The following is a 26,250-nucleotide window of genomic DNA, read 5'->3' on the forward strand; positions in this document are numbered from 1 at the left end:
TTGGGGTATGGGTTCGGGTAGCCGCGAACGGATTGTCGAGGTCTTTGATGCGCTGGATGCCGAGCTGGACCGCTTGGACGAGGTGTCTTTTGAGGTGTTGACCACCCCAGAACGGCTGCGGTCTCTGGAACGTCTGGAATGCTTGGTGCGCCGGCTACCGGCGGTGGGTCACGCGTTGATCAACCAACTTGACGCCCAAGCCAGCGAGGAAGAACTGGGCGGCACGCTGTGCTGCGCGCTGGCCAACCGGTTACGCATCACCAAGCCCGACGCCGCCCGGCGCATCGCCGACGCCGCCGATCTCGGACCTCGTCGAGCACTCACCGGTGAACCGCTAGCCCCACAGTTGACCGCCACCGCCACCGCCCAACGCCAGGGCCTGATCGGCGAGGCGCACGTCAAAGTGATTCGCGCCCTTTTTCGCCCACCTGCCCGCCGCGGTGGATGTGTCCACCCGCCAGGCCGCCGAAGCCGACCTGGCCGGCAAAGCCGCTCAATATCGTCCCGACGAGCTGGCCCGCTACGCCCAGCGGGTCATGGACTGGCTACACCCCGACGGCGACCTCACCGACACCGAACGCGCCCGCAAACGCGGCATCACCCTGAGCAACCAGCAATACGACGGCATGTCACGGCTAAGTGGCTACCTGACCCCCCAAGCGCGGGCCACCTTTGAAGCCGTGCTAGCCAAACTGGCCGCCCCCGGCGCGACCAACCCCGACGACCACACCCCGGTCATCGACACCACCCCCGATGCGGCCGCCATCGACCGCGACACCCGCAGCCAAGCCCAACGCAACCACGACGGGCTGCTGGCCGGGCTGCGCGCGCTGATCGCCTCCGGGAAACTGGGCCAACACAACGGTCTTCCCGTCTCGATCGTGGTCACCACCACCCTGACCGACCTGCAAACCGGCGCCGGCAAGGGCTTCACCGGCGGCGGCACCCTGCTACCCATGGCCGATGTGATCCGCATGACCAGCCACGCCCACCACTACTCCCCCGCAAGCGGGAGGTACCCCCAGGCGATCTTCGACCACGGCACACCCCTGGCGCTGTATCACACCAAACGCCTAGCCTCCCCGGCCCAGCGGATCATGCTGTTCGCCAACGACCGCGGCTGCACCAAACCCGGCTGTGACGCACCGGCCTACCACAGCCAAGCCCACCACGTCACCGCCTGGACCAGCACCGGACGCACCGACATCACCGAGCTGACCCTGGCCTGCGGCCCCGACAACCGACTCGCCGAAAAAGGCTGGACCACCCACAACAACACCCACGGCCACACCGAATGGCTACCACCACCCCACCTCGACCACGGCCAACCCCGCACCAACACCTTCCACCACCCCGAACGATTCCTCCACAACCAAGACGACGACGACAAACCCGATTGACCCCCAGCAGTCAAAGCCACACGCCACAACGCCGCACAACCATAAACACCGAGTCCGTCAGGGCCTGGCCGGAGCAAACACGCCACGGTGGTAGGAGCTGTGGGCATATGCCTTGGAGCCCACCAGTTGTGACAACGGCGTGTGCACCGACTGCCCGCGTGCGAGTCTGGCGGCGACCGCGTTTAGGTCGAACCGCGGACGCCAGTTCAAGTCACGGCGAGCGCGGGAGTTAACGTACACGCGGTCGAGGCGGTCGGGGAAGCGCCAACCACGCTGGGTCCACACAGCCGCGGCCAGCGGTACCCGCCGGGCGAACACCGATGCCGCGTCGGTGCGCAGCTGCGTCAGGTCATCACGGGTAAACGGTGTGGTCGCCGACACCAGATAGCGCCCGAACCCCAGCTGGGGAGCTCGCTGCGCGGCGTTGAGGTGCGCATCTACCGCGTCTTCGAGCGCGACCCGCCGGCAGGCATATTCGTTGGCTTTGATGTTGTCCTGGCTGCGCCCGTCATACAGGTCAGGCATGTCATCGCCCTCGACGAAGAATCGGGCAACACGCAGCACGACGCAGGCCAAACCGTCGTTGCGATGTGCCAACTGGCAGAGGTCCTCGGAGCTAGCTTTGGTCACGCCGTAGATGTTCTTGGGAATGGGCGTGACGGATTCGTCGATCCACGCCGCGGGCTGGTCTGCCGGCGGTGTCAGGGCGTCGCCGAAAACGGTCGTCGATGATGTCATGACGAAGGCGCGGACGTTGGCGGCGACCGCAGCATCCAGCACGGTCTGGGTACCGATGATGTTCGTGTCCAGAAACGCCTGACGCGGCAGGAAGGCCAGTTGCGGCTTGTGATGGGCGGCCGCGTGGAACACCACCTCAACGCCGGCCATCACGTCTCGCAGCAGTGCTCGATCACTCACGCAGCCAACGATATTCGTGTACCGCGACGGTCTGCTGTCGAGGCTGACGATGTCGGCGCCCCGTGCACGCAGAGTGCGCACCAGCGCCTCGCCCAGGTGACCGGAGCTGCCGGTAACCAGGGTACGCATCCCGCTCTCGGCGGCGGCAGCCGTCGGAGGCGTGCCCGCGTGCAACAACAGCGGACTGGACCGCACGCCGGCGCGGACTCTCATGGTGGCTGCATGTGTTCCCACGACTCACGCCCTCATTCCCACGACCACTCGATCGATGTCTTGCGGGGACAACCACTGCCCCGCATGACTTTTCGCGGTCTGCCGAATAACGTGGGACACGGAAAGCCCCGCCTGTTGGGCCGCTGCGCGGAGGTGCTCGACCTGCAGCGAATCGAGTCCGTGGAATCCGAACGAGATCTCCCACGGATCGATGCCGTAACTCTGCGGGCTCCGGCCCAACATATCCGATCGCGCTGCGTCGAAAATCCGATCCAGGTCGACTGCCGCCAGGTGCCCGCGCCGCTGCAACGCGGCGACGAGGCACTCGATCTGGCAATTCCCGGCCCCGCGACCGAAACCCATCAGCGTTCCATCCAGGAAATCGGCCCCGGCGTCGAATGCCTCCAAGGTGTTGGCGACGGCCATGGCGAGGTTGTTGTGCCCGTGGAAGCCGACGGAGACATCGCTGGCACCGCGGAGAGCCTCGACGTAGCGGCGCGCGTCCTCGGGCAGGAAGGTTCCCGTCGTATCCACCACGTAAACGATCCGGACGCCCACATCGCGGGCCCGCTTCCCGGCAGCAGCAAGCACATCGGGCTCGAAGAGATGCGACTTCACCAGCTGGATCGAAACCTCCAGACCTTTTGACTGCGCACGCTCGACGAACGGCATCACCAACTCAAATTCGGTGGCGATGACACATATGCGCAGAAAGTCCAGATAGTCTCCGGCCAAATCGACCGTCTCGATGCGGGCCAGGGCCGGCACGATCACGGCACCAAGTCTCGCGTTTCGAACCACCGATCGGGCGGCGCGGAAATATTCTTCGTCGGTGTGAGCCGCCGGGCCCTGCGCCGCGGCGGCTCCGATGGTGACGCCGTGACCGATTTCAATGTAGGGAATTCCCGCTGCGTCGAGATCCCCGACAATCCTGCGGACATCGTCGTCGGTGTACTGGAAGTTCACCGCATAGCTGCCGTCACGGACGGTCGTGTCCAGGACAATCGGCTCTCTGTGGGTCGCAGTCATGAGCATCAGTGTCAGCCCGCACCCTTGCCGGATCCTTGATGAATTCTTGGACGCGCGGCTGGTGTCCTATCGACCCAGTCCAATGTCGGGTTTGTTGATCTCTGGATCGATCGCGATATCGAGGACGCAGGGACCGGTGGCGGCCAACGCTTTTTGCACACCGGCGCGCAGCTCGCAGCGCGTATCGACCCGAATCCCTTCCGCTCCAAGGGCGCGGGCCATCGCCGCCAGATCGTTCGCGCCGATGCGAGCGACCGGCGACGGATCCATCCGCCCGCTGACCGGGCCGGCGCTGGCACTCATTTGTCCGTCGTTGAGGACAGCCCAGGTCACCCTGATCCCGTGCGCAACCGCAGTGGAAATCTCCGTGCCATGCATCAAGAAAGCCCCGTCCCCGGCGATGCATATGACGTGTTCTTCCGGTCGAGCCAGGGCCACGCCAATGGCTCCGGCGATGCCGCATCCCATGGGCGAAAAGTCAACGGTGGCAAAGAATCTGCCGGGCCGCCGCACCGGTATCCCACGAAACGTCCAAGAAATGCAGGTACCCACGTCGGCGCATATCGTGGCGTTGGGTGCAAGCTCGCGGTCCAGTTCGTGCATCAGCTCAAGCGGGTGAATCGATTCCCCCCGCGCTTGCGGGGTCCCCGGCAACGCCGCTGGCGCCGGCGGCCGCACGCCCACCCTCCGACAAAAGCGTGGCGGCCGCCCGCAGTTCAGGGCATTGACGAACGCGCGCCCGGACGTGGTGATCCCGAGCGACGTAGCGACGAATCGGCCAACTGCCGATGGATCGGGATCGACATGGACGACGTCGGCTTTCAGCCCGCGCCAGCGGGGCGAAAAGGAGCGGGTAACCAACCCGCCGAAGGAAACACCGACCGCGATCAACAGGTCGCACGGTGTGTCGAAGAGGTACTCGTCGGCCCTGCCGTCACCAAATATGCCGAGCACACCCAGAGACAGCGGATGGGTTTCCGCGACGATCCCCCGCCCGTTCGGTGTGGTCGCAAAAGGAAGTCCCGCCTTCTCGCAAAACGCGACGATCTGCTCGCCGATGCCGTCCAGCCGGCAGCCATTCCCCAGCACGAGCATGGGGGCACGCGACCGATCCAGCCTACCGATCACCTCGTCAGCGACATCAGGACCGCACGGCGCCAGGGTTCTTAGGCCCCCAAGACCGGCCGCGGCAGTTCCAAGTTGGTGAGCCGGCAGCCGCTCGTCCACTAGATCGCGCGGCAGAGCAATGTGCACCGGTCCGCGAGGGATGCTCGCCAAGGCCCGGAACGCCGAATCGATCTTGCTGCGCGCATTGGCGATCGATTCGATGGACACCGAACAGCGGCAGAACCGGCGGAAGGTTGCGCCCAGGCCCAGTCCGTCGTCGCTCGTATCCTGCTGCGAGTGCAGGCCGAATTCTCCGACCGCCACCTCCCCGGTCAGGATAAGCATCGGAACCTGATTCACCGACGCATTGGCCACGGCGCTAATGACGTTGGTCGCCCCAGGTCCCGCCACAAACACCGCAGCGGACTTGCCGGACGCGCGGGCGAACCCGTCGGCCAGGTAGCCGGCGCCGCCCTCGTGCCGGGCCAACACGATCTGAAAGCCGGCATCGCGGGACAGACGCACCAGCAACGAATCGAGCCGGGAAGTCGGTAGCCCGCATACGACCGAAATGCCGGCTGCGCGCATCCTGGCGACGAGATGATCCCCGACGGTCACGGGAGTCACGGCCATGCCCCGATCACGGCGGCCTCGCCCATGCGCTGATCGCGTTCCGGTAGGTAGGCCGGGCCGCAGGCGCACAAGAATGTCAACGGAACTGAACCTAGGGCCCGGATTTTCTGCGGGACACCAGCCGGTATCCAGACCGCATCGCCGGGCCCGACCTCGCCAGATTCGTCTCCGACCGAAACCAGCCCGCGCCCCGAGAGAACAAAATAGATCTCATCGGTGGCTTGCAATCGGTGCCATACGGTCTCGGCTCCCGCCGCCACGGTCGCATGGGCCAGACTGACCGAGGCGACGCCCACAGTGGCCCGATCCACCAGGACCCGAATCTCGGACAAGTCCGGCGCCACGAACGGCTCTGCCTCCCTGGCGTTGCTGACGAACATGGCAGCAGCGTGTGCCCGCGCTCTTGGCGGATCCTTGACGAATCCTCGGAACGCGGGTTTGTGACCGGCGGAGAGCGCGACGGTTGCCTGCAGCACAGCGTCTGTCGACGTTGACGCTCGCTCCCGTTCGGGCCGGGTTGACATCCCCCACCACCGGCCACACAATGCGCCCGGTGGATGAGCAGTGGATCGAGATACTCAGGATCCAGGCACTGTGTGCTCGGTACTGTTTGACGATCGACACCCAGGATGGCGAAGGCTGGGCGGGATGCTTTACCGAGGACGGTGCCTTCGAGTTCGACGGCTGGGTGATCCGGGGGCGGCCCGCATTACGCGAATACGCAGATGCGCATGCCCGCGTCGTGCGGGGCCGCCACTTGACCACGGATCTTCTCTACGAGGTCGACGGGGACGTCGCCACCGGGCGCAGCGCCAGCGTGGTCACTCTGGCCACTGCCGCCGGCTACAAGATCCTCGGCTCGGGCGAGTACCAGGATCGCCTCATCAAGCAGGACGGCCAGTGGCGTATCGCGTACCGGCGATTGCGCAACGATCGGCTGGTGTCGGATCCCAGCGTGGCGGTAAACGTCGCCGATGCCGACGTCGCCGCGGTCGTCGGTCACCTTCTCGCGGCCGCGCGCCGGCTCGGAACCCAGATGAGCGACACGTAGGGGCGACAAGCTAGGGCCGACGTCGGTGTACGGACACACGCGCTCGCGGGTTGGCTGTGCAGGACCTTCCCTAACCCCATCATCGGACGCCGACATGCCGAGCGAGAAAATCTAGGACCGCCCCTGCGAAAGCGTCGTTGCGATCGCCGGCGACCATATGTCCGGCGCCGCGCACATCGGTGAACTCGACTTGCGGAAACCGCGAGAGAAATTGGTCGGCGCTTTCTTGGCGGACGATGTCGCTGACTTGGCCGCGCACGAGAAGCACCGGCACTTCGTCGCGCAGGATCGTCGCAACGGCTGCATTCATGCGGTCGACGTCGGTGACCTCTACGGGAGGAAACGCCGCGATACCACCGATGAACTGCGGATCCCAGTGCCAATACCAGCGATCACCGCGGCGGCGCAGGTTGGCCACCAAGCCATCCGGATCCGAAGGCCGCGGCCGATGCGGGTTGTAGTTGGCGATGACGTCAGCCACCTCGTCCAACGAGCCGAACCCCGATTCCACCCGTTCGGCCATGAACGCGTGGATCCTGCTCGCCCCGGCCAGGTCCATATTCGGCACGATGTCCACCAGCACCACTGCGCTGGCAATGCCCGGCGAGAGCTCCCCCGCCAGCAGCATCGCGGCAAACCCACCCAAGGAGGCGCCCACCAGCGCCGGCTGCCCAGGCAGGTTGCGCAGCACTTCCTGGATATCGCCGGCGAAGCTGACCAACCGATAGTCGCCTTCGCTCGACCAGTCGGATTCGCCATGCCCGCGCAGATCGATCGTGACCGCTTGCCAGCCACGTTCGGCGACAGCGGCTGCGGCCCGACCCCATGAGCGTCGCGTCTGTCCACCGCCATGCAAGAACACCACGGCACGCGCTCGCGGGTCTCCCAAGCGGTCGGCGACGATACGGACTGAACCGCCCCGGCATGTCCGGAGACTCCAGTTCTTGGAAAGGATGGGGTCATGTCAGGTGGTTCATCGAGGAGGTACCCGCCGGAGCTGCGTGAGCGGGCGGTGCGGATGGTCGCAGAGATCCGCGGTCAGCACGATTCGGAGTGGGCAGCGATCAGTGAGGTCGCCCGTCTACTTGGTGTTGGCTGCGCGGAGACGGTGCGTAAGTGGGTGCGCCAGGCGCAGGTCGATGCCGGCGCACGGCCCGGGACCACGACCGAAGAATCCGCTGAGCTGAAGCGCTTGCGGCGGGACAACGCCGAATTGCGAAGGGCGAACGCGATTTTAAAGACCGCGTCGGCTTTCTTCGCGGCCGAGCTCGACCGGCCAGCACGCTAATTACCCGGTTCATCGCCGATCATCAGGGCCACCGCGAGGGCCCCGATGGTTTGCGGTGGGGTGTCGAGTCGATCTGCACACAGCTGACCGAGCTGGGTGTGCCGATCGCCCCATCGACCTACTACGACCACATCAACCGGGAGCCCAGCCGCCGCGAGCTGCGCGATGGCGAACTCAAGGAGCACATCAGCCGCGTCCACGCCGCCAACTACGGTGTTTACGGTGCCCGCAAAGTGTGGCTAACCCTGAACCGTGAGGGCATCGAGGTGGCCAGATGCACCGTCGAACGGCTGATGACCAAACTCGGCCTGTCCGGGACCACCCGCGGCAAAGCCCGCAGGACCACGATCGCTGATCCGGCCACAGCCCGTCCCGCCGATCTCGTCCAGCGCCGCTTCGGACCACCAGCACCTAACCGGCTGTGGGTAGCAGACCTCACCTATGTGTCGACCTGGGCAGGGTTCGCCTACGTGGCCTTTGTCACCGACGCCTACGCTCGCAGGATCCTGGGCTGGCGGGTCGCTTCCACGATGGCCACCTCCATGGTCCTCGACGCGATCGAGCAAGCCATCTGGACCCGCCAACAAGAAGGCGTACTCGACCTGAAAGACGTTATCCACCATACGGATAGGGGATCTCAGTACACATCGATCCGGTTCAGCGAGCGGCTCGCCGAGGCAGGCATCCAACCGTCGGTCGGAGCGGTCGGAAGCTCCTATGACAATGCACTAGCCGAGACGATCAACGGCCTATACAAGACCGAGCTGATCAAACCCGGCAAGCCCTGGCGGTCCATCGAGGATGTCGAGTTGGCCACCGCGCGCTGGGTCGACTGGTTCAACCATCGCCGCCTCTACCAGTACTGCGGCGACGTCCCGCCGGTCGAACTCGAGGCTGCCTACTACGCTCAACGCCAGAGACCAGCCGCCGGCTGAGGTCTCAGATCAGAGAGTCTCCGGACTCACCGGGGCGGTTCAGACACCGCCCGGCCCGTGGACCGAGAACGATTCAGCTGCCATTGATATCGGGTCCATCAGGGGATCCAGAACCATCCGTTTGCATGCCCTACCACGATCCTGTCCTACCGAGCGGCCCGCAGTCACCCCAGATTCGGCGTCAATCCGGCACCCGGTTCGTGGTCCATCCACGGAACCCAAGGCGCCATTTTCGCAGTGATTGCACGCTCGGCGAAAGGTGTTACCCAGACGCTACAGCTATGCGTGCCCGTAGAATGCAAATCCCTGCTCGCGGTCGAGGTAGGTATCGGCCTTGTTCTTGATGAAAAACACATAGACAATCAGCGAGACCGCTATGCACGCGGTCACGTAGGCGATGAACATCGGCACCTGATCGCGTTCCTTAAGAGCCTGGTAGATCAGCGGCGCGGTGCCGCCGAAGACCGAGTTCGCCAGTGCATAGCCGACTCCGACACCAAGGGCGCGCACGTGCGCGGGGAACAGTTCGGACTTGACCAGTGCATTGATCGAGCAGTATCCGGTCAGAATCACATAGCCAACGGCCACCAATAGAAACGACATTGTCGGCGAACGTGTTTCGGGAAGATAAGTAACAAGGACGTAGGTATAGATGAGTCCGCCGACGCCGAACCACAGCAGCAGTGGCTTGCGGCCGATCTTGTCGCTGATCATGCCCCCGATGGGCTGCAGCATCATCAACAGAATCAGACCAACCAGGTTGATCCAAGTAGCGGTCATCGCCTGCGAACCGTAGACACTCTTGACGATCGCAGGTGCATTGACGCTGTAGGTATAAAACGCGACCGTGCCGCCCAACGTGACGAGGAAACAGAGCAGCAATGGCTTCCAATAGTGGGTGGCCAGTTCACGGAGCGACCCGGAGTCGTGGTCCCGCCCGGCCTTGATCGCAGTCAGGCGTTCCTGACTGAGCGATTCATCCATCGTGCGCCGCAACCAGAACACCACGATCGCGGCGCCACCGCCTACGGCGAAGCCGATGCGCCAGCCGAATTCGTGAACCTGCTCGCGGGTGAAGACCGCCAGGATGACTAGCAGGGTGAACTGGGCAAGCACGTGCCCACCCACCAGCGTCACATACTGAAACGACGAGAAGTAGCCGCGCCGCTCCCGCGTCGCGGCCTCAGACATGTACGTCGCCGACGTGCCGTACTCTCCGCCGGTCGCAAATCCCTGGACGAGCCGACACAAAATAAGCAGGATCGGCGCAGCGACGCCAATGCTCGAGCGAGACGGCACCAACGCCACGATCAGCGAACAGGCGGCCATCAGCGACACACTGAACGTCAGCGCGGCCCGGCGGCCGCGGCGGTCGGCAAACCGACCAAGGAACCACGATCCGACGGGCCGGGTCACGAAGGTAACAGCGAAGATCGCGTAGACATAGACCGTCGAGTTGCGATCGGCCCGATCAAAGAATTGGTCCTCGAAATACGTAGCGAACACGGTGTAGACGTAGACGTCATACCACTCGACCAGATTGCCCGACGATCCCCGGATCGTGTTCCAAATGGCCCGACGGGTCTCGGCCTGACTCGGGCGCGATGGAGGTGCAATGGAAACGGTCATGGTGTCCTCCATGCGATTCGCATTGTCGCGCCGTCTGACGGTCACCATAGTGACCGACGTCAGCACCCGCCGTGCAGGGCTGGAGCGTGGTCGGTTTTGACTCTGCGGTCAAGGTGACGTCCCTCGGCGTGTCGCCGGCGTGGATGCAGACTCGATGCCGCTCTTTAGTGCAACTAATTTCGTTGAAGTGCCTGCGAGGTATAGGACTTCACGATTGGTTAATGTAGCGTTCACCCCGTGTTGGGGTCGATTTGGCCGGACCAGTCGTCACCAACGCTTGGCGTGCGCGCCAGGCGGGCGATCAGATCGCTTGACTACCAATCAATCTTGAGCTCCCGGGCCGATGCTCGGGCTAAATGAGGAGGAGCACGCGTGTCTTTCACTGCGCAACCGGAGATGTTGGCGGCCGCGGCTGGCGAACTTCGTTCCCTGGGGGCAACGCTGAAGGCTAGCAATGCCGCCGCAGCCGTGCCGACGACTGGGGTGGTGCCCCCGGCTGCCGACGAGGTGTCGCTGCTGCTTGCCACACAATTCCGTACGCATGCGGCGACGTATCAGACGGCCAGCGCCAAGGCCGCGGTGATCCATGAGCAGTTTGTGACCACGCTGGCCACCAGCGCTAGTTCATATGCGGACACCGAGGCCGCCAACGCTGTGGTCACCGGCTAGCTGACCTGACGGTATTCGAGCGGAAGGATTATCGAAGTGGTGGATTTCGGGGCGTTACCACCGGAGATCAACTCCGCGAGGATGTACGCCGGCCCGGGTTCGGCCTCGCTGGTGGCCGCCGCGAAGATGTGGGACAGCGTGGCGAGTGACCTGTTTTCGGCCGCGTCGGCGTTTCAGTCGGTGGTCTGGGGTCTGACGGTGGGGTCGTGGATAGGTTCGTCGGCGGGTCTGATGGCGGCGGCGGCCTCGCCGTATGTGGCGTGGATGAGCGTCACCGCGGGGCAGGCCCAGCTGACCGCCGCCCAGGTCCGGGTTGCTGCGGCGGCCTACGAGACAGCGTATAGGCTGACGGTGCCCCCGCCGGTGATCGCCGAGAACCGTACCGAACTGATGACGCTGACCGCGACCAACCTCTTGGGGCAAAACACGCCGGCGATCGAGGCCAATCAGGCCGCATACAGCCAGATGTGGGGCCAAGACGCGGAGGCGATGTATGGCTACGCCGCCACGGCGGCGACGGCGACCGAGGCGTTGCTGCCGTTCGAGGACGCCCCACTGATCACCAACCCCGGCGGGCTCCTTGAGCAGGCCGTCGCGGTCGAGGAGGCCATCGACACCGCCGCGGCGAACCAGTTGATGAACAATGTGCCCCAAGCGCTGCAACAGCTGGCCCAGCCAGCGCAGGGCGTCGTACCTTCTTCCAAGCTGGGTGGGCTGTGGACGGCGGTCTCGCCGCATCTGTCGCCGCTCAGCAACGTCAGTTCGATAGCCAACAACCACATGTCGATGATGGGCACGGGTGTGTCGATGACCAACACCTTGCACTCGATGTTGAAGGGCTTAGCTCCGGCGGCGGCTCAGGCCGTGGAAACCGCGGCGGAAAACGGGGTCTGGGCGATGAGCTCGCTGGGCAGCCAGCTGGGTTCGTCGCTGGGTTCTTCGGGTCTGGGCGCTGGGGTGGCCGCCAACTTGGGTCGGGCGGCCTCGGTCGGTTCGTTGTCGGTGCCGCCAGCATGGGCCGCGGCCAACCAGGCGGTCACCCCGGCGGCGCGGGCGCTGCCGCTGACCAGCCTGACCAGCGCCGCCCAAACCGCCCCCGGACACATGCTGGGCGGGCTACCGCTGGGGCACTCGGTCAACGCCGGCAGCGGTATCAACAATGCGCTGCGGGTGCCGGCACGGGCCTACGCGATACCCCGCACACCGGCCGCCGGATAGCACGACCGGTTTGCGCGGATGCGTCGGCGTTGTTCCCCGCCGCGGTTGGCGTGCTCTGGCAATCTGGTCTAAGGGACCCGACCCCACCGGGCGGACCCCACGGCATCGAGGGGCTGTCGCTGGCATTCGAAAAGCCGTCACCGGTAACGGCATTGACGCAGGAACTACGATTCGCGACGACCATGACGGGCGGCGTCAGCCTCGCGATCTGGATGGCCGGTGTTACGCGGGAGATCAACCTGCTCGCGCAGGCCTCACAATGGCGCAGGCTGGGGGGAACCTTCCCGACCAACAGCCAACTCACCAACGAGTCAGCCGCTTCCCTGCGGCTCTACGCTCAACTAATCGACCTCCTCGACATGGTCGTCGACGTCGACATCTTGTCGGGAACAAGTGCGGGCGGCATCAACGCGGCTTTGCTTGCGTCATCCCGAGTCACCGGGTCTGACCTGGGCGGGATCCGCGACCTCTGGCTCGATCTTGGGGCCTTGACCGAGCTTCTCCGAGATCCGCGGGACAAGAAAACACCGTCCCTCTTGTACGGCGACGAACGCATATTCGCCGCTCTGGCCAAGCGGCTTCCCAAGCTGGCGACCGGGCCGTTCCCGCCCACGACCTTTCCGGAGGCCGCGCGCACCCCGTCCACCACCCTGTACATCACGACGACGCTGCTAGCCGGGGAAACAAGCAGATTCACCGACTCATTCGGCACTCTCGTCCAGGATGTCGACCTCCGCGGTCTGTTCACCTTCACCGAAACCGACCTGGCGCGGCCAGACACGGCGCCGGCGCTGGCACTAGCAGCGCGCAGTTCCGCCTCATTCCCACTTGCGTTCGAACCCTCCTTTCTGCCGTTCACGAAGGGAACCGCCAAGAAGGGAGAGGTGCCGGCTCGACCGGCGATGGCGCCGTTCACCAGCCTTACCCGTCCGCACTGGGTTAGCGATGGTGGCTTGCTGGACAACCGGCCAATTGGCGTTTTGTTCAAGCGCATCTTCGACCGTCCAGCCCGACGGCCGGTTCGCCGGGTGCTCCTGTTCGTCGTACCATCGTCCGGACCCGCACCCGACCCGATGCATGAGCCACCACCGGACAACGTCGACGAGCCACTCGGGCTCATCGACGGGCTGCTGAAGGGCCTGGCCGCGGTCACCACCCAGTCGATCGCGGCCGACCTACGCGCGATCCGCGCCCATCAGGACTGCATGGAAGCGCGCACAGATGCCAAACTGCGGCTCGCAGAGCTGGCGGCAACGCTGCGGAACGGCACACGGTTGCTCACCCCGTCCCTGCTCACGGATTACCGGACCCGCGAGGCAACCAAGCAGGCCCAGACCCTCACCAGCGCTCTGCTGCGCCGGCTTTCCACCTGTCCGCCGGAGTCGGGCCCGGCAACCGAAAGCCTTCCCAAGAGCTGGTCAGCCGAACTCACCGTCGGTGGTGACGCCGACAAGGTGTGCCGGCAGCAGATCACCGCGACGATCCTGCTTTCTTGGTCGCAGCCGACCGCCCAGCCGCTCCCACAGAGTCCAGCCGAGCTGGCTCGGTTCGGTCAGCCGGCCTACGACCTTGCAAAAGGATGCGCGCTCACCGTCATCCGGGCGGCATTCCAGCTGGCACGTTCGGATGCTGACATCGCCGCGTTGGCGGAAGTCACCGAAGCAATCCACCGGGCGTGGCGACCGACCGCGTCATCCGATCTCAGTGTGCTAGTGCGGACGATGTGTAGCAGACCAGCGATCCGACAAGGGTCGCTCGAGAACGCCGCTGACCAGCTCGCTGCCGACTATCTCCAACAATCCACGGTGCCCGGCGACGCTTGGGAGCGGCTCGGTGCCGCCTTGGTGAACGCCTACCCGACCTTGACGCAACTTGCCGCCAGCGCTTCAGCCGACTCGGGTGCCCCGACAGACTCTCTGCTCGCCCGGGACCATGTTGCAGCCGGTCAGTTGGAAACGTACCTCAGCTATCTGGGGACCTATCCAGGGCGTGCCGACGACTCGCGCGACGCACCGACCATGGCATGGAAGCTATTCGATCTCGCCACGACGCAGCGCGCGATGCTCCCGGCCGACGCAGAGATCGAGCAAGGCCTCGAACTCGTGCAGGTTAGCGCCGACACCCGCAGCCTGCTCGCACCTGACTGGCAGACAGCCCAGCAGAAGCTCACCGGCATGCGCTTGCATCATTTCGGTGCGTTCTACAAGAGGTCATGGCGAGCCAATGACTGGATGTGGGGCCGACTCGACGGAGCGGGATGGCTCGTCCACGTGCTGCTAGACCCGCGCCGGGTGCGCTGGATCGTCGGGGAGCGCGCCGATACCAACGGGCCGCAGAGCGGTGCACAATGGTTCCTAGGCAAACTCAAAGAACTTGGGGCACCTGACTTTCCGAGTCCGGGCTACCCGCTGCCGGCGGTCGGCGGCGGGCCGGCCCAACATCTGACCGAGGACATGCTGCTCGATGAGCTTGGCTTCCTGGACGACCCAGCAAAGCCGCTGCCGGCCAGCATTCCGTGGACCGCGCTGTGGTTGTCGCAGGCGTGGCAACAACGAGTCCTCGAAGAGGAATTGGACGGACTGGCCAACACGGTGCTCGACCCACAGCCCGGAAAATTGCCGGACTGGAGCCCGACGAGTTCACGAACATGGGCGACCAAGGTATTGGCCGCTCACCCTGGCGACGCCAAATATGCTCTGCTGAACGAAAATCCAATCGCAGGCGAAACATTCGCCAGCGACAAGGGCTCACCACTGATGGCGCACACGGTCGCCAAAGCCGCCGCGACTGCGGCCGGAGCAGCCGGCTCGGTCCGGCAGCTGCCCAGTGTATTGAAGCCACCACTGATCACGTTGCGGACACTCACCCTCAGTGGATACCGAGTGGTCTCGTTGACCAAAGGCATTGCCAGATCGACCATTATCGCCGGCGCGCTGCTACTTGTGCTCGGCGTCGCGGCGGCGATCCAGTCGGTGACCGTGTTCGGAGTCACTGGCCTGATCGCGGCCGGGACTGGGGGCTTGCTGGTCGTCCTAGGCACTTGGCAGGTCTCCGGCAGGCTCCTTTTTGCACTGCTGTCTTTCTCGGTTGTCGGCGCGGTACTCGCGTTGGCGACGCCCGTCGTACGCGAATGGCTGTTCGGCACCCAGCAGCAGCCCGGCTGGGTAGGCACTCACGCGTATTGGCTTGGCGCCCAATGGTGGCACCCCCTGGTCGTCGTCGGGCTCATCGCACTGGTGGCCATCATGATCGCAGCGGCCACCCCAGGACGACGGTGACGATGCGTGCGGTGATCCGGAATTCAGGAACCGAGGCCCGCGGCGCCGTCAGCCGCCGCCAACTGATCGAGCGCTTCGCCGGTGTAGACGGCGAGCCGCTGCAGGTGTGGCAGTGTGTCACGGCAGCCGATGAATCCAAAGTTCAGCGTGCCGGCGTAACTCTGCAAAGTAACGTTGAGAGCCTGGCTGTGCGCCACCAGGGAGACCGGATAGGACGCCTCCATCCGGCTGCCCCGCAGGTAGAGCACGTCCTCGGGCCCCGGCACATTGCTGACACACAGGTTGAACGTGTACGGCCAGGGTGGCTTCACCCCACTGAGCGTGCTGGCCAACTGCACCCCGTACGGCGCCATCAACGCGGCGCTATAGGCCAGGATCGCGTCCTTGTCCATGGACCTCAGCTGAGCCTTGGCCGCGCGGGTTGACGCCGTGACCGCCGCCAGCCGCTGCACCGGATCGGCAACGTCGGTACCCAACGTCGCCAGGATGGTCGCGACCGCGTTGCCGCCGCCCTCGTCGTCCTTGGGTCGCACGTTGACCGGCAAGACCACGATCAGCGACTTGTTGGGCAGCTCACCCAGCTCGTCCAGAAAACGTCGTAAGCCGCCTCCGATGATCGCCAACGCGACGTCGTTGATTGTGGCATCATATTGAGCCCCAATGGCTTTCAGTCGATCCAGCGGATATTGCTGGGTGGCGAAGCGGCGGTTGCGGCTGATGCGGGTGTTGAGTATGCAGTGCGGCGCTTGCACCGAGCCGACGAGGTTGCGGTACTCGTGATCACTGCGCAGCTGGGCGTTGACCAGCGCCTTGGTGAGCTCGAACGTCGATCGTCCCGCACCGGCCACCGAACCTAAGACGCTACCGACCCCGCTGACCAGCCCGCCCAACCCCCGCACCACGTCGCCCAGGCCATCGAGCACGTTACCGGCCCCAGCTATCAAACCGCCGCCGACGGAGTCTTGAGTGTCGGCGGGTGATCGGCCAGGTGTGGGAATGTTGAAGAACAACGGGTGGGTGGTGTCGTGCGGGTCGGTGGACAGGCTGCGGGCCAGCATTTTCTGGCCGGTATAGCCGTCTATCAACGAGTGGTGCATCTTGATGTAGATCGCGAACCGGCCACCTTCGAGGCCTTCGATGAAATGCACTTCCCACGGCGGACGGCGTAGGTCCAGGGCGTGACTATGCAAGCGGGACACCGGGATCCCGAGTTCACGCTCGTCGCCAGGGCTGGCCAGCGCCGACCGGCGCACGTGGTAGTCCAGGTCGAAGTTGTCATCAACGACCCAGGACTGCGTGGGATGGTATAGCAGCTCCGGATGGCTCAGTCTTAGGCTCCAGGGTTCGACGACCTCGCTGGCCTTGCTTTCGTCGACGAGTTGGCGCAGCAAGTCCGGCGGCGCACCCGAGGGCGGCGTGAACGGCATCAACGCACCAACGTGCATCATCGTGGTCGACGATTCGGAGTACAGGAAAAACATGTCCTGCGGACCCAACCGCCGGGCCGTCTGGCTCACGGGCCACTCCTTCGTTGGAGGCATTCTCAGGCCGTCTAGCGCCGCCAGATAACTACCGTAGATGATCGCGGCCGTGCGTTGTACGCCGCATCACATCGCGTGAACTCCGTTGTAGAGCAGCAGTAAACCGATCACGACCAGAATGGCCGCGACCATCCCGGCATGGTTCTTCTCCATCCAGTCTTTAAGTCGTTCCAGCGAATCGTCGAGTCGGTCACCGGCAGCCACGTAGGCCAATATCGGGATCGCGACCGTGGATGCAGCCAACATGGCAAAGAATGCCGTGTAAATCCAGGAACCCGCGGCGCCGTGGCCGCCGCTGCCGATGGCCAATCCGGCCGCCGCGCAAATGATCAGCACCTCGGGTCTCACCACCACCAGCACGGCCCCTACCAATCCGGCGCGTGCCGGGGTGAAGCTGGCGAATGCGCGCATCCAGCCCGGCATTTCGGTGTGGCGATGCCGGGTCAGCCACCGAAGCACGCCGAACACGATCAGTGCCGACCCGAGGACCACCCGTAGCCAGGATGCCCAGGCCGGCGATGTTGTGCTCAAACCGCCAAGTGCGCCGGAGGCCGCAACAAAGACGGCGGTCACCACGGCCAAGCCCAACAGCCAGCCGCCCAGGAAGGCCAGGCTGCTCGGCCGCGGCTGCGGCGAGTGTACGACCAGTACCGCTGGGATCACCGACAACGGCGAGAGCGCAATGACCAACGCCAGCGGCACGAGCCCGGTGAGCACGGAGACCCAATGACCTGCCACGGGCAGCAATCCTCGCATTGACACCGCCTCGGTGACCACCGAGCGCCCCAATTCGACGAAATTGCGCGCACCCAACCGCCGTTCGGGCTGTTGATAGCCATCGCGAGACGTCGATCGCCGAAACGTACGTGCAAAGACGGCGGCTTGGTGAGCCGACGATTAACGACGCTGCCCGGCCAAACGCTCGCCCTGACAGAATTGCGACCCGAAGTCCACCGTCACGGTCGACGGCGTGCGGAACTGAGCGGCGAAGGTGAGCTGGGGATCCACCGGCGCCTGATCGAGCCCCAGTCGCTTTGTCTCGAGGTTGATCTCCACGGTATCGGGGGCAGTTCTGCGCGCATTGGTGTTCCGGTCCGGCCGCATGTTCGGCTCGGTGCCTCTGCTTTCGCCGGGCTTTCTGATGGCAAGTTCATCGGTGTCCTGCTGCGGGCCCAGCTCGGCGAACTCCTTGCCATTGTTGGCGATGGTGTAGGTCAGCAGGTAACCGGCAAAGCCCGACGCAAACGAGCCCGATGGCGACGGTGGCAGCGGCTCGGCGAATCGAACTACCAGCCGAAGGACCGCGCCTCGGGGATGCGAGACGTCCACGGAGGCCACGGTAATGGTCGCGGGCGGTGTCGGCCCGGGCCGCAACTGGCAACTGAGTCGCTTCGGCAGCTGCGACCAGTCGTCTGGCAGCGGCCTGATCCAGGCGTAGACCGCGACACCTACCATCGTCAGCACTGCCGCGACCGGAACTGTCAACCGCAGGCCGGCCGGCATGCCCAGCCAGCGGCTCCGGAGACCGTCGACACGCAGGGCCAGCGGTGATCGTGGTGCAGAGGGGTTGGGTCGACGATGTCTGGTCCAGCGGTCACCGTCCCAATATCGTTGCCCCGCTGAACCGTCAGGATCGGTATACCATCCTGCCGGCGGCGAAGTCGCCACGTCGTGCTCCATTCAACAGTCGGTAAGGATCAGCTGCGGTGCCGCTCCTCGCGGACTACGGCGGCGCATCGAACAACTCCGGTAGCGAATCGAGGATCTGCACGTGGTCGCCGCGCCACGCAAACCCCACAATCGTCAAGATGCCATCTTGGCAGCCGTCACAGCTTTGACGTGTCCGATAGCTCAGCACCACGATGTCGTTTGTGGATGCCGGACCGATCAAATTGGTGAACGGGTAGGCCCTCGGCGTTGCGGTTCCGACGAACGTTCCCCGATGAAACATCAGCGCCTGGTCCGGGGAGCTGTTGGTGGCGTCTTGCACCGTCACCAGCACCGCGGACAGGTCCGCGCACGGGTCGTAGTTGCTGTCCTCCGGCGTACTATTCCACGGCCTGCCGGTTTTGGAATCGGGGGCAAGCTGGGCCAGCGCGGCGCGCACGGCCGTTGCCTCGTCCGGCCCACACGGGCCAACCTGGGATGCCGGGGAAGTGGGGCGCGCCGGTGCGGACGTCGTTGCCGGCGCCGCCTGGTTGGCACCTGGTCGGACCCGATGCATACCGGCGTACGCAACGACCGCGGCAGCCACACAGGCCAGGACCACGAGCGCCACCAGCCAGGCGGTGGGCCAAGACCCGCCTGGGGCGGGCGGAGTGGTATCGACGTCATCGGACGGCTGGTATGCCGGCGCAGGCCAGTCGGGGTCAATCTCGTCAGACACCTAACCCGCTAACCCTCCCGGTACCCGCCCGCTGGCTGTGCGATACTTGCCGAGCTTGCCGAATTGTAGCCAGAACGTGCAGGTAGCGGAAACAAGCGGGCCGTCTCGAGGGGCCCCGCCGGCCGGTGAGGCTGACCACATCCAGCATTCTGATAGCTGGCTTCACAGCAATCTGGCCCCATACTAGACGTCATGCAGCAAGCGACGGCACCGCAACCGCTGGCAGCGCGCCAGTTGGTTCGACGGCGCCTGGCCGAGGCATATGATGGCGCGTTCTGAGGGCAATCGCCCACGCCATCGCGCTGTGCCTCAGCCGTCGCGGATCCGCAAGCGGCTGTCGCGGGGCGTTATGACGCTCGTGTCGGTGGTTGCCCTGCTGATGACCGGCGCAGGGTATTGGGTAGCCCACGGCGCGCTGGGCGGCATCACCATTTCGCAGGCCCTAACCCCCGAGGATCCCCGTTCCAGCGGCAACAACATGAACATCTTGCTCATCGGGCTGGACTCGCGCAAAGACCAGGAAGGCAACGACCTGCCCTGGTCGGTCTTGAAGCAGCTACACGCGGGCGATTCCGACGACGGCGGCTACAACACGAACACGCTGATACTTGTGCACGTCGGTGCCGATGGCAAAGTGGTGGCCTTCTCGATCCCCCGCGACGACTGGGTGCCCTTCACCGGCGTTCCGGGATACAACCACATCAAGATCAAAGAGGCGTACGGGCTGACCAAGCAATACGTGGCAGAACAGCTGGCCAACCAGGGTGTGAGCGACCGGAAAGAGCTCGAGACCCGGGGCCGTGAAGCTGCCCGGGCCGCGACCCTGCGGGCGGTGCGAAGCCTGACCGGCGTCCCGATCGACTACTTCGCCGAGATCAATTTGGCCGGTTTCTACGATTTGGCCCAGACCCTCGGCGGCGTTGATGTGTGCCTGAACCATGCCGTCTACGACTCGTACTCCGGAGCCGACTTCCCCGCCGGGCGTCAACGGTTGAATGCCGCGCAGGCGCTGGCGTTTGTCCGGCAGCGTCATGGCCTAGACAACGGGGACCTGGACCGCACCCACCGCCAGCAAGCATTCCTGTCGTCGGTCATGCGCGAACTTCAGGATTCGGGCACCTTCACCAACCTGGACAGGCTCGACAACCTGATGGCCGTGGCACGCAAAGATGTGGTGCTGTCGGCCGGCTGGGACGAGGACCTGTTCCGCCGGATGGGCGACCTGGCGGGCGGTAACGTCGAATTCCGGACGCTGCCCGTGGTGCGCTACGACAACATCGACGGCCAGGATGTCAACATTATCGACCCGACCGCGATCCGGGCCGAGGTAGCGGCGGCATTTGGCAGCGCGCCGCCAACGTCGCAGACCGCCGCGGCCGCCAAACCTAACCCATCCACCGTCGTCGATGTGGTCAATGCCGGCAGCATCAGCGGACTGGCCAGCCAGGTCTCCGGTGCGCTGCTGAAGCGCGGCTACACCGCGGGTCAGGTGCGTGACCGCGAATCCGGCGATCCGTTCACCACCGCCATCGAGTACGGTGCCGGCGCGGAAACGGACGCCCAGAACGTGGCAGACCTGCTCGGTATCGACGCCCCCAACCATCCCGATCCCGCCGTCGCGCCCGGACACATCCGTGTGACGGTGGATACCAACTTCTCCCTACCGGCACCCGACGAGGCCACCGCCGCCGCGACGTCCACCGAAACCAGCACATATCCGCTGTACGGCGGCGGCACCACCACCGACCCGACACCGGACCAAGGGGCGCCCATCGATGGCGGCGGCGTGCCCTGCGTGAACTAGGTAAGTTATCCGACCACTCCACGCAGCCCGTCGGCGCCGAACACCGGCTCCAGCATGGGCGAGAAGTCCGGGCCCCTTCGCAGCATGTGGCCGCCGTCGACGTTGATGACCTGTCCGGTGATCCAACTGGCCGCGTCGCTGAGCAAAAACATTGCTAGGTTCGCGACGTCTTCGACCTCACCCACCCGCGGTAATGGCGTGCAGACCCGGTAGTCCGCGCTCAGCTCCGGCGACTCTGTGACGGGCACAACCAGATCTGTACGGATCAGGCCCGGGCGGATGCTGTTGACCCGTACCCACGACGGGCCGAGTTCGTCAGCGGCCAGTTTCATCATGTGGTCAACGGCCGACTTGGTGACCCCGTAGGCGCCGAACCAGCGATGGGTGTTGCTGGCCGCGATCGAGGAGATGCCGACGAACGAACCGCCGCCGCCGCGTACCAATTCCCGCGCGGCGTGCTTGAGCACGTACATGGTGCCATTGACATTGAGGTCCACGGTGCGCCGCCAGGCCTGCGAGTCGATCTGGGTGATTGGCCCAATGGTCTGAGACCCGCCCGCGCAATGCACCACACCGTGCAGCCGGCCATGCCACGCGGTTGCCGCGTCCACCACACGCAGGGTCTGCTCCTCGTCGGTGATGTCGGCCGGCTCATAGCCGATCGCTCCGGTCTTGAGCGCCTCGATGTCTTTGACAGCCGCCGCCAGCTTGTCTGGATTTCGTCCCACGATCATGACGGCGGCTCCAGCCGCGACCAACCCGGCGGCCACCCCCTTGCCGATTCCGCTGCCACCTCCGGTGACCAGGTAGGTCCGGTCTTGGAAAGAAAGCTGCACTTGAGGCCCCTCACGCCGAAACTGAAACAGGTTCTCGCCATTTTGGACCATGCGGCCCGTCACTTGCGCCGAAGGTGAACTCACGGCGAGGTTTCGCGGCGCTCGCGAATTCATGCCCTCAGTTCACGTTCGACGTTCGTGATCAACGGTGCCGCCATCGTGGAGGGATTCCATAGGTTGCGGCTTGTTGCCACATTGCGGCCAGTGTGCGCCGCCGGGTGCGCGTCCACGGTAGGCTTCAACCACGAATTATCGGGCAACGATATCGGAGTCGGAGTTGGCAATAACTGGTTCGGCCGCACCGTCATGGCCGCGACTATTGCACGCCGAGGGCCCCCCTTCCGTCATTTGTATACGGCTGTTGGTGGGGTTGGTGTTTCTCAGTGAGGGAATCCAGAAATTCATGTATCCAGATCAGCTGGGTCCGGGCCGCTTCGAGCGGATCGGCATCCCCGCCGCCACGTTCTTCGCCGATCTGGACGGGGTGGTCGAGATTGTCTGCGGCACACTGGTCCTCCTCGGCCTGCTGACCCGGGTCGCGGCGGTGCCGTTGCTCATCGACATGGTGGGAGCGATCGTGCTGACCAAACTCCGAGCACTGCAGCCGGGCGGGTTTCTCGGGGTAGAGGGCTTCTGGGGCATGGCCCACGCTGCCCGGACCGACCTGTCGATGCTGCTCGGATTGATCTTCCTGCTGTGGTCCGGCCCCGGCCGGTGGTCACTAGATAGGCGACTGTCCAAACGCGCCACGGCTTGCGGCGCGAGGTGAACCCGCGACGTAGCGCGACCGATGCACCGGACTCAACGACGAGTCAGCGGTGGCGTCGCGAATGAACTGCCCGATCTGACGCAACGAACGGGTCGCTTCGGGCACCAGCGGTGTGGCGAGTTGGAAAAGATGAGCCTGACCGGGCCAAACCCGTACCTCGGCACAGACGCCTGCCGCCGCCAGCTTGCCGGCGCCCAGCTGCGCGTCGTGCAGCAGCACTTCGGAGCCGGAAACGTGAATAAGTGTCGGCGGCAAGCTGGATTCGATATGGTCGAGCGGCTCATAGAGGTCTTCGGGCCTGCCGTCGACCATGTTCTTGGCAGCGGCCGCCCTGACCCATGCCGCCAAGGCATCGAATGCCCGCGCCGGAAACATCGCGTCGGTCCCGATGTTGGGATGGTCCTGCTTGGGCCCCTTGGCCAGCTGCAGCAACGGAGAGATGGCCACTATTGCCGCCGGTTTCTCGTCGTCGCACTGCAGCCGCTGCGCAAGCGCGAGCGCAAGGTAACCACCCGCGGAATCACCGGCCAACACGATCTGTTCCGGCCGGTATCCGCGCGCCCGCAACCATTGGTATGCATCGTGGCAGTCGTCGAGCGCCATCCCCAGCGAATGCTTAGGGATCAGCCGATAGTCGACTATCAACACGGGTGATTCGGCAAATCCTGACAGCGCGTTGACGATCCTGCTGTGCGAATTCGGCCCGCACATGACAAACGCGCCGCCGTGCAAATAGAGCACCACCCGCCCAGCGCCGTCGGCCGCCCGCACCCCAGGCGCACGCACCAACTGGGCGGTAGCATTCGGCAAATTTATCGTTGTTCGGACCGTGCCCTGCCCGGGGCGCCAAACCCTGCATGCGAAGTCGACGAACCCCAACGGCAGAGGCAGGGGCGATAGGTAACTGCCCACAGTCATAAGTGGCTTGATCGTCATGCGCGATGCCAGTGCCGCCAACCGACCTGCAACACTAGGGCCGCTTTCGGTGATCTCGATGGGAGCCCCGTCCCAGCACGAATCGGAATTCGAGCATCCCGACGATTGCAGGGGCCGGCGTGCGTAATACGAGGACATTTTCAGCACGTTTCGCCGGAATGTGGCCGGTGGTTGGCGTTAGCTGCACGGAAGCGCCTGAGCTGGCCCGCCGTCACCGCCCGATTTATCAATCGCAAATCTCGCACTTCCCGTTTACGTAGTTGCTCCAACCAGACGCAGCCCAATTCGGGCTCCTCCCCCCATCAATCATTCGGTGGCGCGAAGTTCACCAGAGTCCCGGACACGCTCACGCGAACTACCTGCATTTAGGGGATCACAGGCACCTTGAAATGCATCGGTGTATGACTGGGAGTTTGCTGTACGTCTATTGGTAAGTGCGAATTCGCCGCCGGCTACCCGCACCCCGTAGAATCGCAAGCCGATATCGGCTTGGTCACCTGAGGTGTTCTATGCGGGAGTTTCAGCGGGCCGCGGTGCGCCTGCACATCCTGCACCACGCTGCCGACAACGAGGTGCACGGCGCGTGGCTGACCCAAGAACTGAGCCGGCACGGCTACCGGGTCAGCCCCGGCACGTTGTACCCGACCCTGCACCGGCTCGAAGCCGACGGCCTGCTGGTGTCCGAGCAACGGGTCGTCGACGGCCGCGCGCGCCGCGTCTACCGGGCTACCCCGGCTGGCCGGGCAGCACTGACCGAGGATCGCCGGGCACTGGAAGAGCTGGCCCGCGAAGTCCTCGGCGGGCAATCGCACACCGCTGGTAACGGGACCTGAACCGCGTCGACGGTACCCATCGCCGGGGCCAAACCGTGACGACGTCTGCAGCGCAATGCGGGCTTGGCTTACAGTTATGTAATGTCTACCAAATCTGACCACGGCGAAATCGGTGACGTCGAACCGCTGGCAGACAGCACCGCGAGCCAGGCCAGGCGAGTCGTCGCCGCATATGCGAACGACGCCGACGAGTGTCGGATCTTCCTGTCCATGCTCGGTATTGGACCGGCCAAACTCGAGAGCTAATGGCTCCCTCGGGAGGCCAGGAGGCGCAGATTTGCGATTCGGAGACCTTCGGGGACTCTGACTTCGTGGTGGTAGCCAATCGACTGCCCGTCGATCTGGAGCGTCTTCCCGACGGCAGCACAACCTGGAAACGCAGCCCCGGAGGCTTGGTCACCGCCTTGGAGCCGGTGCTGCGGCGTCGGCGCGGGGCCTGGGTCGGCTGGCCCGGCGTTAACGACGACGGGGCCGAACCCGACCTCCACGTGCTGGACGGCCCCATCATCCAAGACGAGCTGGAACTTCATCCGGTACGGCTGAGCACCACGGACATAGCTCAGTACTACGAGGGATTCTCCAACGCCACACTGTGGCCGCTGTACCACGACGTCATCGTCAAGCCGCTCTACCACCGCGAATGGTGGGATCGCTACGTCGACGTCAACCAGCGCTTTGCCGAGGCCGCGTCGCGCGCCGCCGCCCACGGCGCAACCGTGTGGGTACAGGACTACCAGCTGCAGCTGGTACCGAAGATGCTGCGCATGCTGCGGCCCGATCTGACCATCGGTTTCTTTTTGCACATCCCGTTCCCGCCGGTAGAGCTGTTTATGCAGATGCCGTGGCGCACCGAGATCATCCAGGGCCTACTGGGCGCCGACCTGGTGGGCTTCCATCTTCCGGGCGGTGCCCAGAATTTCCTGATCCTGTCCCGGCGTCTGGTCGGCACCGACACTTCCCGCGGAACCGTCGGTGTGCGGTCGCGGTTCGGTGCGGCGGTGCTCGGGTCCCGCACCATACGAGTTGGCGCCTTTCCTATCTCGGTTGACTCCGGCGCGCTCGACCACGCTGCCCGCGACCGCAACATCAGGCGCCGGGCCCGCGAGATTCGCACCGAACTGGGAAATCCGCGCAAGATCCTGCTCGGTGTTGACCGGCTCGACTACACCAAGGGCATCGACGTACGGCTGAAGGCCTTTTCCGAGCTGCTGGCCGAGGGCCGCGTCAAACGCGACGACACCGTCGTGGTCCAGCTGGCTACCCCGAGCCGCGAGCGGGTGGAGAGCTACCAGACGCTGCGCAACGACATCGAACGCCAGGTCGGCCACATTAACGGCGAGTACGGTGAGGTTGGCCATCCGGTAGTGCATTACCTGCATCGACCGGCTCCGCGCGACGAGCTTATCGCTTTCTTCGTGGCCAGCGACGTCATGCTGGTCACCCCACTACGCGACGGGATGAACCTGGTGGCCAAGGAGTACGTCGCTTGCCGCAGCGATCTTGGCGGTGCCCTGGTGCTCAGCGAATTCACCGGGGCCGCAGCCGAACTCCGGCACGCATACCTGGTCAACCCGCACGACCTGGAAGGCGTCAAGGACGGGATAGAGGAAGCGCTCAACCAGACGGAGGAGGCGGGCCGGCGGCGAATGCGGTCGCTGCGACGCCAAGTGCTCGCCCACGACGTGGACCGCTGGGCACAGTCGTTTCTCGACGCTCTCGCCGGGGCACACCCGAGGGGCCAAGGCTAACGGTCAAGCCGCTCCCGCTCGCGAGCAGA

At 64.9% G+C, this 26,250-nt stretch carries 22 protein-coding genes, 5 other annotated features and 1 other gene; of the genes, 11 read left to right on the forward strand and 12 right to left on the reverse strand.

Translation table 11 applies throughout. The annotated features are described in order from the left end of the window. The first annotated feature begins 7 nt into the window (after positions 1 to 7). A complete protein-coding gene (locus tag Rv3466; protein NP_217983.1) occupies positions 8 to 676 on the forward strand; it encodes a hypothetical protein in 669 nt (222 codons plus the stop codon). Next, positions 33 to 1,404: a repeat region (This region is a possible MT-complex-specific genomic island (See Becq et al., 2007).), on the forward strand. (Overlaps the previous gene by 644 nt.) Next, positions 447 to 1,400 carry a hypothetical protein gene (locus Rv3467; protein ID NP_217984.1) on the forward strand — a complete coding sequence of 318 codons (954 nt, stop codon included), beginning with the start codon at positions 447 to 449 and terminating at the stop codon, positions 1,398 to 1,400. Its footprint overlaps the feature before it by 954 nt. Before Rv3466 ends, Rv3467 begins: the two co-directional genes overlap by 230 nt. Before the next feature lie 53 nt (positions 1,405 to 1,457). Here the strand turns inward: Rv3467 and Rv3468c are convergent. The 4 genes from Rv3468c to Rv3471c are packed head-to-tail and all read right to left on the reverse strand — an operon-like array spanning position 1,458 to position 5,824. Beyond that, positions 1,458 to 2,552, reverse strand: coding sequence for a dTDP-glucose 4,6-dehydratase (locus Rv3468c; protein ID YP_177974.1), 1,095 nt, complete (start codon positions 2,550 to 2,552; stop codon positions 1,458 to 1,460). 3 nt (positions 2,553 to 2,555) lie between these two features. Continuing rightward, complete coding sequence (gene mhpE / locus Rv3469c) at positions 2,556 to 3,566, reverse strand: 4-hydroxy-2-oxovalerate aldolase MhpE (RefSeq protein NP_217986.1); 1,011 nt, start codon at positions 3,564 to 3,566, stop codon at positions 2,556 to 2,558. 60 nt (positions 3,567 to 3,626) lie between these two features. Then, entirely contained in the window at positions 3,627 to 5,285 is a 1,659-nt protein-coding gene (gene ilvB2, locus Rv3470c; RefSeq protein NP_217987.1) for an acetolactate synthase large subunit, read from the reverse strand. Between the two features lie 5 nt (positions 5,286 to 5,290). Next, positions 5,291 to 5,824, reverse strand: a complete 534-nt coding sequence (locus Rv3471c; RefSeq protein NP_217988.1) for a hypothetical protein — start codon at positions 5,822 to 5,824, stop codon at positions 5,291 to 5,293. Between the two features lie 20 nt (positions 5,825 to 5,844). On the opposite strand from Rv3471c, the gene Rv3472 reads away from it, so the two are divergent. Then, positions 5,845 to 6,351, forward strand: a complete 507-nt coding sequence (locus tag Rv3472; protein ID NP_217989.1) for a hypothetical protein — start codon at positions 5,845 to 5,847, stop codon at positions 6,349 to 6,351. 79 nt (positions 6,352 to 6,430) lie between these two features. On the opposite strand, the gene bpoA is transcribed toward Rv3472, so the two are convergent. Continuing rightward, positions 6,431 to 7,216, reverse strand: a complete 786-nt coding sequence (gene bpoA / locus Rv3473c; protein NP_217990.1) for a peroxidase BpoA — start codon at positions 7,214 to 7,216, stop codon at positions 6,431 to 6,433. Positions 7,217 to 7,261: 45 nt separating this feature from the next. Further along, positions 7,262 to 7,289 (forward strand) — a repeat region (28 bp inverted repeat at left end of IS6110 :TGAACCGCCCCGGCATGTCCGGAGACTC). After that, positions 7,262 to 8,616: a mobile genetic element (IS6110-16, len: 1355 nt. Insertion sequence IS6110.), on the forward strand. It overlaps the preceding feature by 28 nt. After that, positions 7,313 to 8,574, forward strand: a sequence feature (similar to insertion sequence element IS986/IS6110 transposase; Probable transposase subunit for IS6110. Identical to many other M. tuberculosis IS6110 transposase subunits. The transposase described here may be made by a frame shifting mechanism during translation, the sequence UUUUAAAG maybe responsible for such a frameshifting event (see McAdam et al., 1990).). It overlaps the preceding feature by 1,262 nt. Next, positions 8,589 to 8,616: a repeat region (28 bp inverted repeat at right end of IS6110 :TGAACCGCCCCGGTGAGTCCGGAGACTC), on the reverse strand. 237 nt (positions 8,617 to 8,853) lie before the next feature. Next, positions 8,854 to 10,203, reverse strand: an annotated gene (gene kgtP, locus Rv3476c). Positions 10,204 to 10,575: 372 nt separating this feature from the next. On the opposite strand from kgtP, the gene PE31 reads away from it, so the two are divergent. The 3 genes from PE31 (at position 10,576) to Rv3479 (ending at position 15,368) form a co-directional block, all read left to right on the forward strand. Further along, complete coding sequence (gene PE31 / locus Rv3477; RefSeq protein YP_177975.1) at positions 10,576 to 10,872, forward strand: PE family protein PE31; 297 nt, start codon at positions 10,576 to 10,578, stop codon at positions 10,870 to 10,872. 36 nt (positions 10,873 to 10,908) lie between these two features. Next, positions 10,909 to 12,090 (forward strand): PE family protein PPE60, encoded by a 1,182-nt coding sequence (gene PPE60, locus Rv3478; RefSeq protein YP_177976.1) that lies wholly within the window; start codon positions 10,909 to 10,911, stop codon positions 12,088 to 12,090. 212 nt (positions 12,091 to 12,302) lie between these two features. Beyond that, on the forward strand, positions 12,303 to 15,368 hold the full coding sequence (locus tag Rv3479) for a transmembrane protein (RefSeq protein ID NP_217996.2): 3,066 nt from the start codon (positions 12,303 to 12,305) through the stop codon (positions 15,366 to 15,368). A 23-nt stretch (positions 15,369 to 15,391) separates the two neighbouring features. On the opposite strand, the gene Rv3480c is transcribed toward Rv3479, so the two are convergent. The 4 genes from Rv3480c to Rv3483c all read right to left on the reverse strand — a co-directional run bounded on the left by Rv3480c (position 15,392) and on the right by Rv3483c (position 19,295). After that, positions 15,392 to 16,885 (reverse strand): diacyglycerol O-acyltransferase, encoded by a 1,494-nt coding sequence (locus Rv3480c; RefSeq protein ID NP_217997.1) that lies wholly within the window; start codon positions 16,883 to 16,885, stop codon positions 15,392 to 15,394. Between the two features lie 90 nt (positions 16,886 to 16,975). After that, positions 16,976 to 17,665: an integral membrane protein gene (locus tag Rv3481c; RefSeq protein ID NP_217998.1), complete on the reverse strand. Its 690-nt coding sequence runs from the start codon at positions 17,663 to 17,665 to the stop codon at positions 16,976 to 16,978. A gap of 141 nt (positions 17,666 to 17,806) precedes the next feature. Next, positions 17,807 to 18,589, reverse strand: a complete 783-nt coding sequence (locus tag Rv3482c) for a membrane protein (RefSeq protein ID NP_217999.1) — start codon at positions 18,587 to 18,589, stop codon at positions 17,807 to 17,809. Positions 18,590 to 18,632: 43 nt separating this feature from the next. Beyond that, positions 18,633 to 19,295: a hypothetical protein gene (locus tag Rv3483c; RefSeq protein ID NP_218000.1), complete on the reverse strand. Its 663-nt coding sequence runs from the start codon at positions 19,293 to 19,295 to the stop codon at positions 18,633 to 18,635. A gap of 265 nt (positions 19,296 to 19,560) precedes the next feature. Between Rv3483c and Rv3484 the strand changes: the two genes are divergently transcribed. Beyond that, entirely contained in the window at positions 19,561 to 21,099 is a 1,539-nt protein-coding gene (locus tag Rv3484; RefSeq protein NP_218001.1) for a hypothetical protein, read from the forward strand. Positions 21,100 to 21,104: 5 nt separating this feature from the next. Here Rv3484 and Rv3485c read toward each other — a convergent pair whose 3' ends face one another. After that, positions 21,105 to 22,049, reverse strand: coding sequence for a short-chain type dehydrogenase/reductase (locus tag Rv3485c; protein NP_218002.1), 945 nt, complete (start codon positions 22,047 to 22,049; stop codon positions 21,105 to 21,107). Positions 22,050 to 22,254: 205 nt separating this feature from the next. Between Rv3485c and Rv3486 the strand changes: the two genes are divergently transcribed. Continuing rightward, positions 22,255 to 22,704, forward strand: a complete 450-nt coding sequence (locus tag Rv3486; protein ID NP_218003.1) for a hypothetical protein — start codon at positions 22,255 to 22,257, stop codon at positions 22,702 to 22,704. Here Rv3486 and lipF read toward each other — a convergent pair. Next, positions 22,657 to 23,490, reverse strand: coding sequence for a carboxylesterase LipF (gene lipF, locus Rv3487c; RefSeq protein ID NP_218004.3), 834 nt, complete (start codon positions 23,488 to 23,490; stop codon positions 22,657 to 22,659). The two genes, Rv3486 and lipF, sit on opposite strands and share 48 nt — an antisense overlap. 659 nt (positions 23,491 to 24,149) lie before the next feature. Between lipF and Rv3488 the strand changes: the two genes are divergently transcribed. The 3 genes from Rv3488 (at position 24,150) to otsA (ending at position 26,221) form a co-directional block, all read left to right on the forward strand. After that, a complete protein-coding gene (locus tag Rv3488) occupies positions 24,150 to 24,473 on the forward strand; it encodes a hypothetical protein (protein ID NP_218005.1) in 324 nt (107 codons plus the stop codon). 81 nt (positions 24,474 to 24,554) lie between these two features. After that, positions 24,555 to 24,719 carry a hypothetical protein gene (locus Rv3489; protein NP_218006.1) on the forward strand — a complete coding sequence of 55 codons (165 nt, stop codon included), beginning with the start codon at positions 24,555 to 24,557 and terminating at the stop codon, positions 24,717 to 24,719. Further along, a complete protein-coding gene (gene otsA, locus Rv3490) occupies positions 24,719 to 26,221 on the forward strand; it encodes a trehalose-phosphate synthase (protein ID NP_218007.1) in 1,503 nt (500 codons plus the stop codon). Before Rv3489 ends, otsA begins: the two co-directional genes overlap by 1 nt. The last annotated feature ends 29 nt before the right edge of the window (positions 26,222 to 26,250 follow it).

Source organism: Mycobacterium tuberculosis H37Rv (assembly GCF_000195955.2).
GTDB lineage: Bacteria > Actinomycetota > Actinomycetes > Mycobacteriales > Mycobacteriaceae > Mycobacterium > Mycobacterium tuberculosis.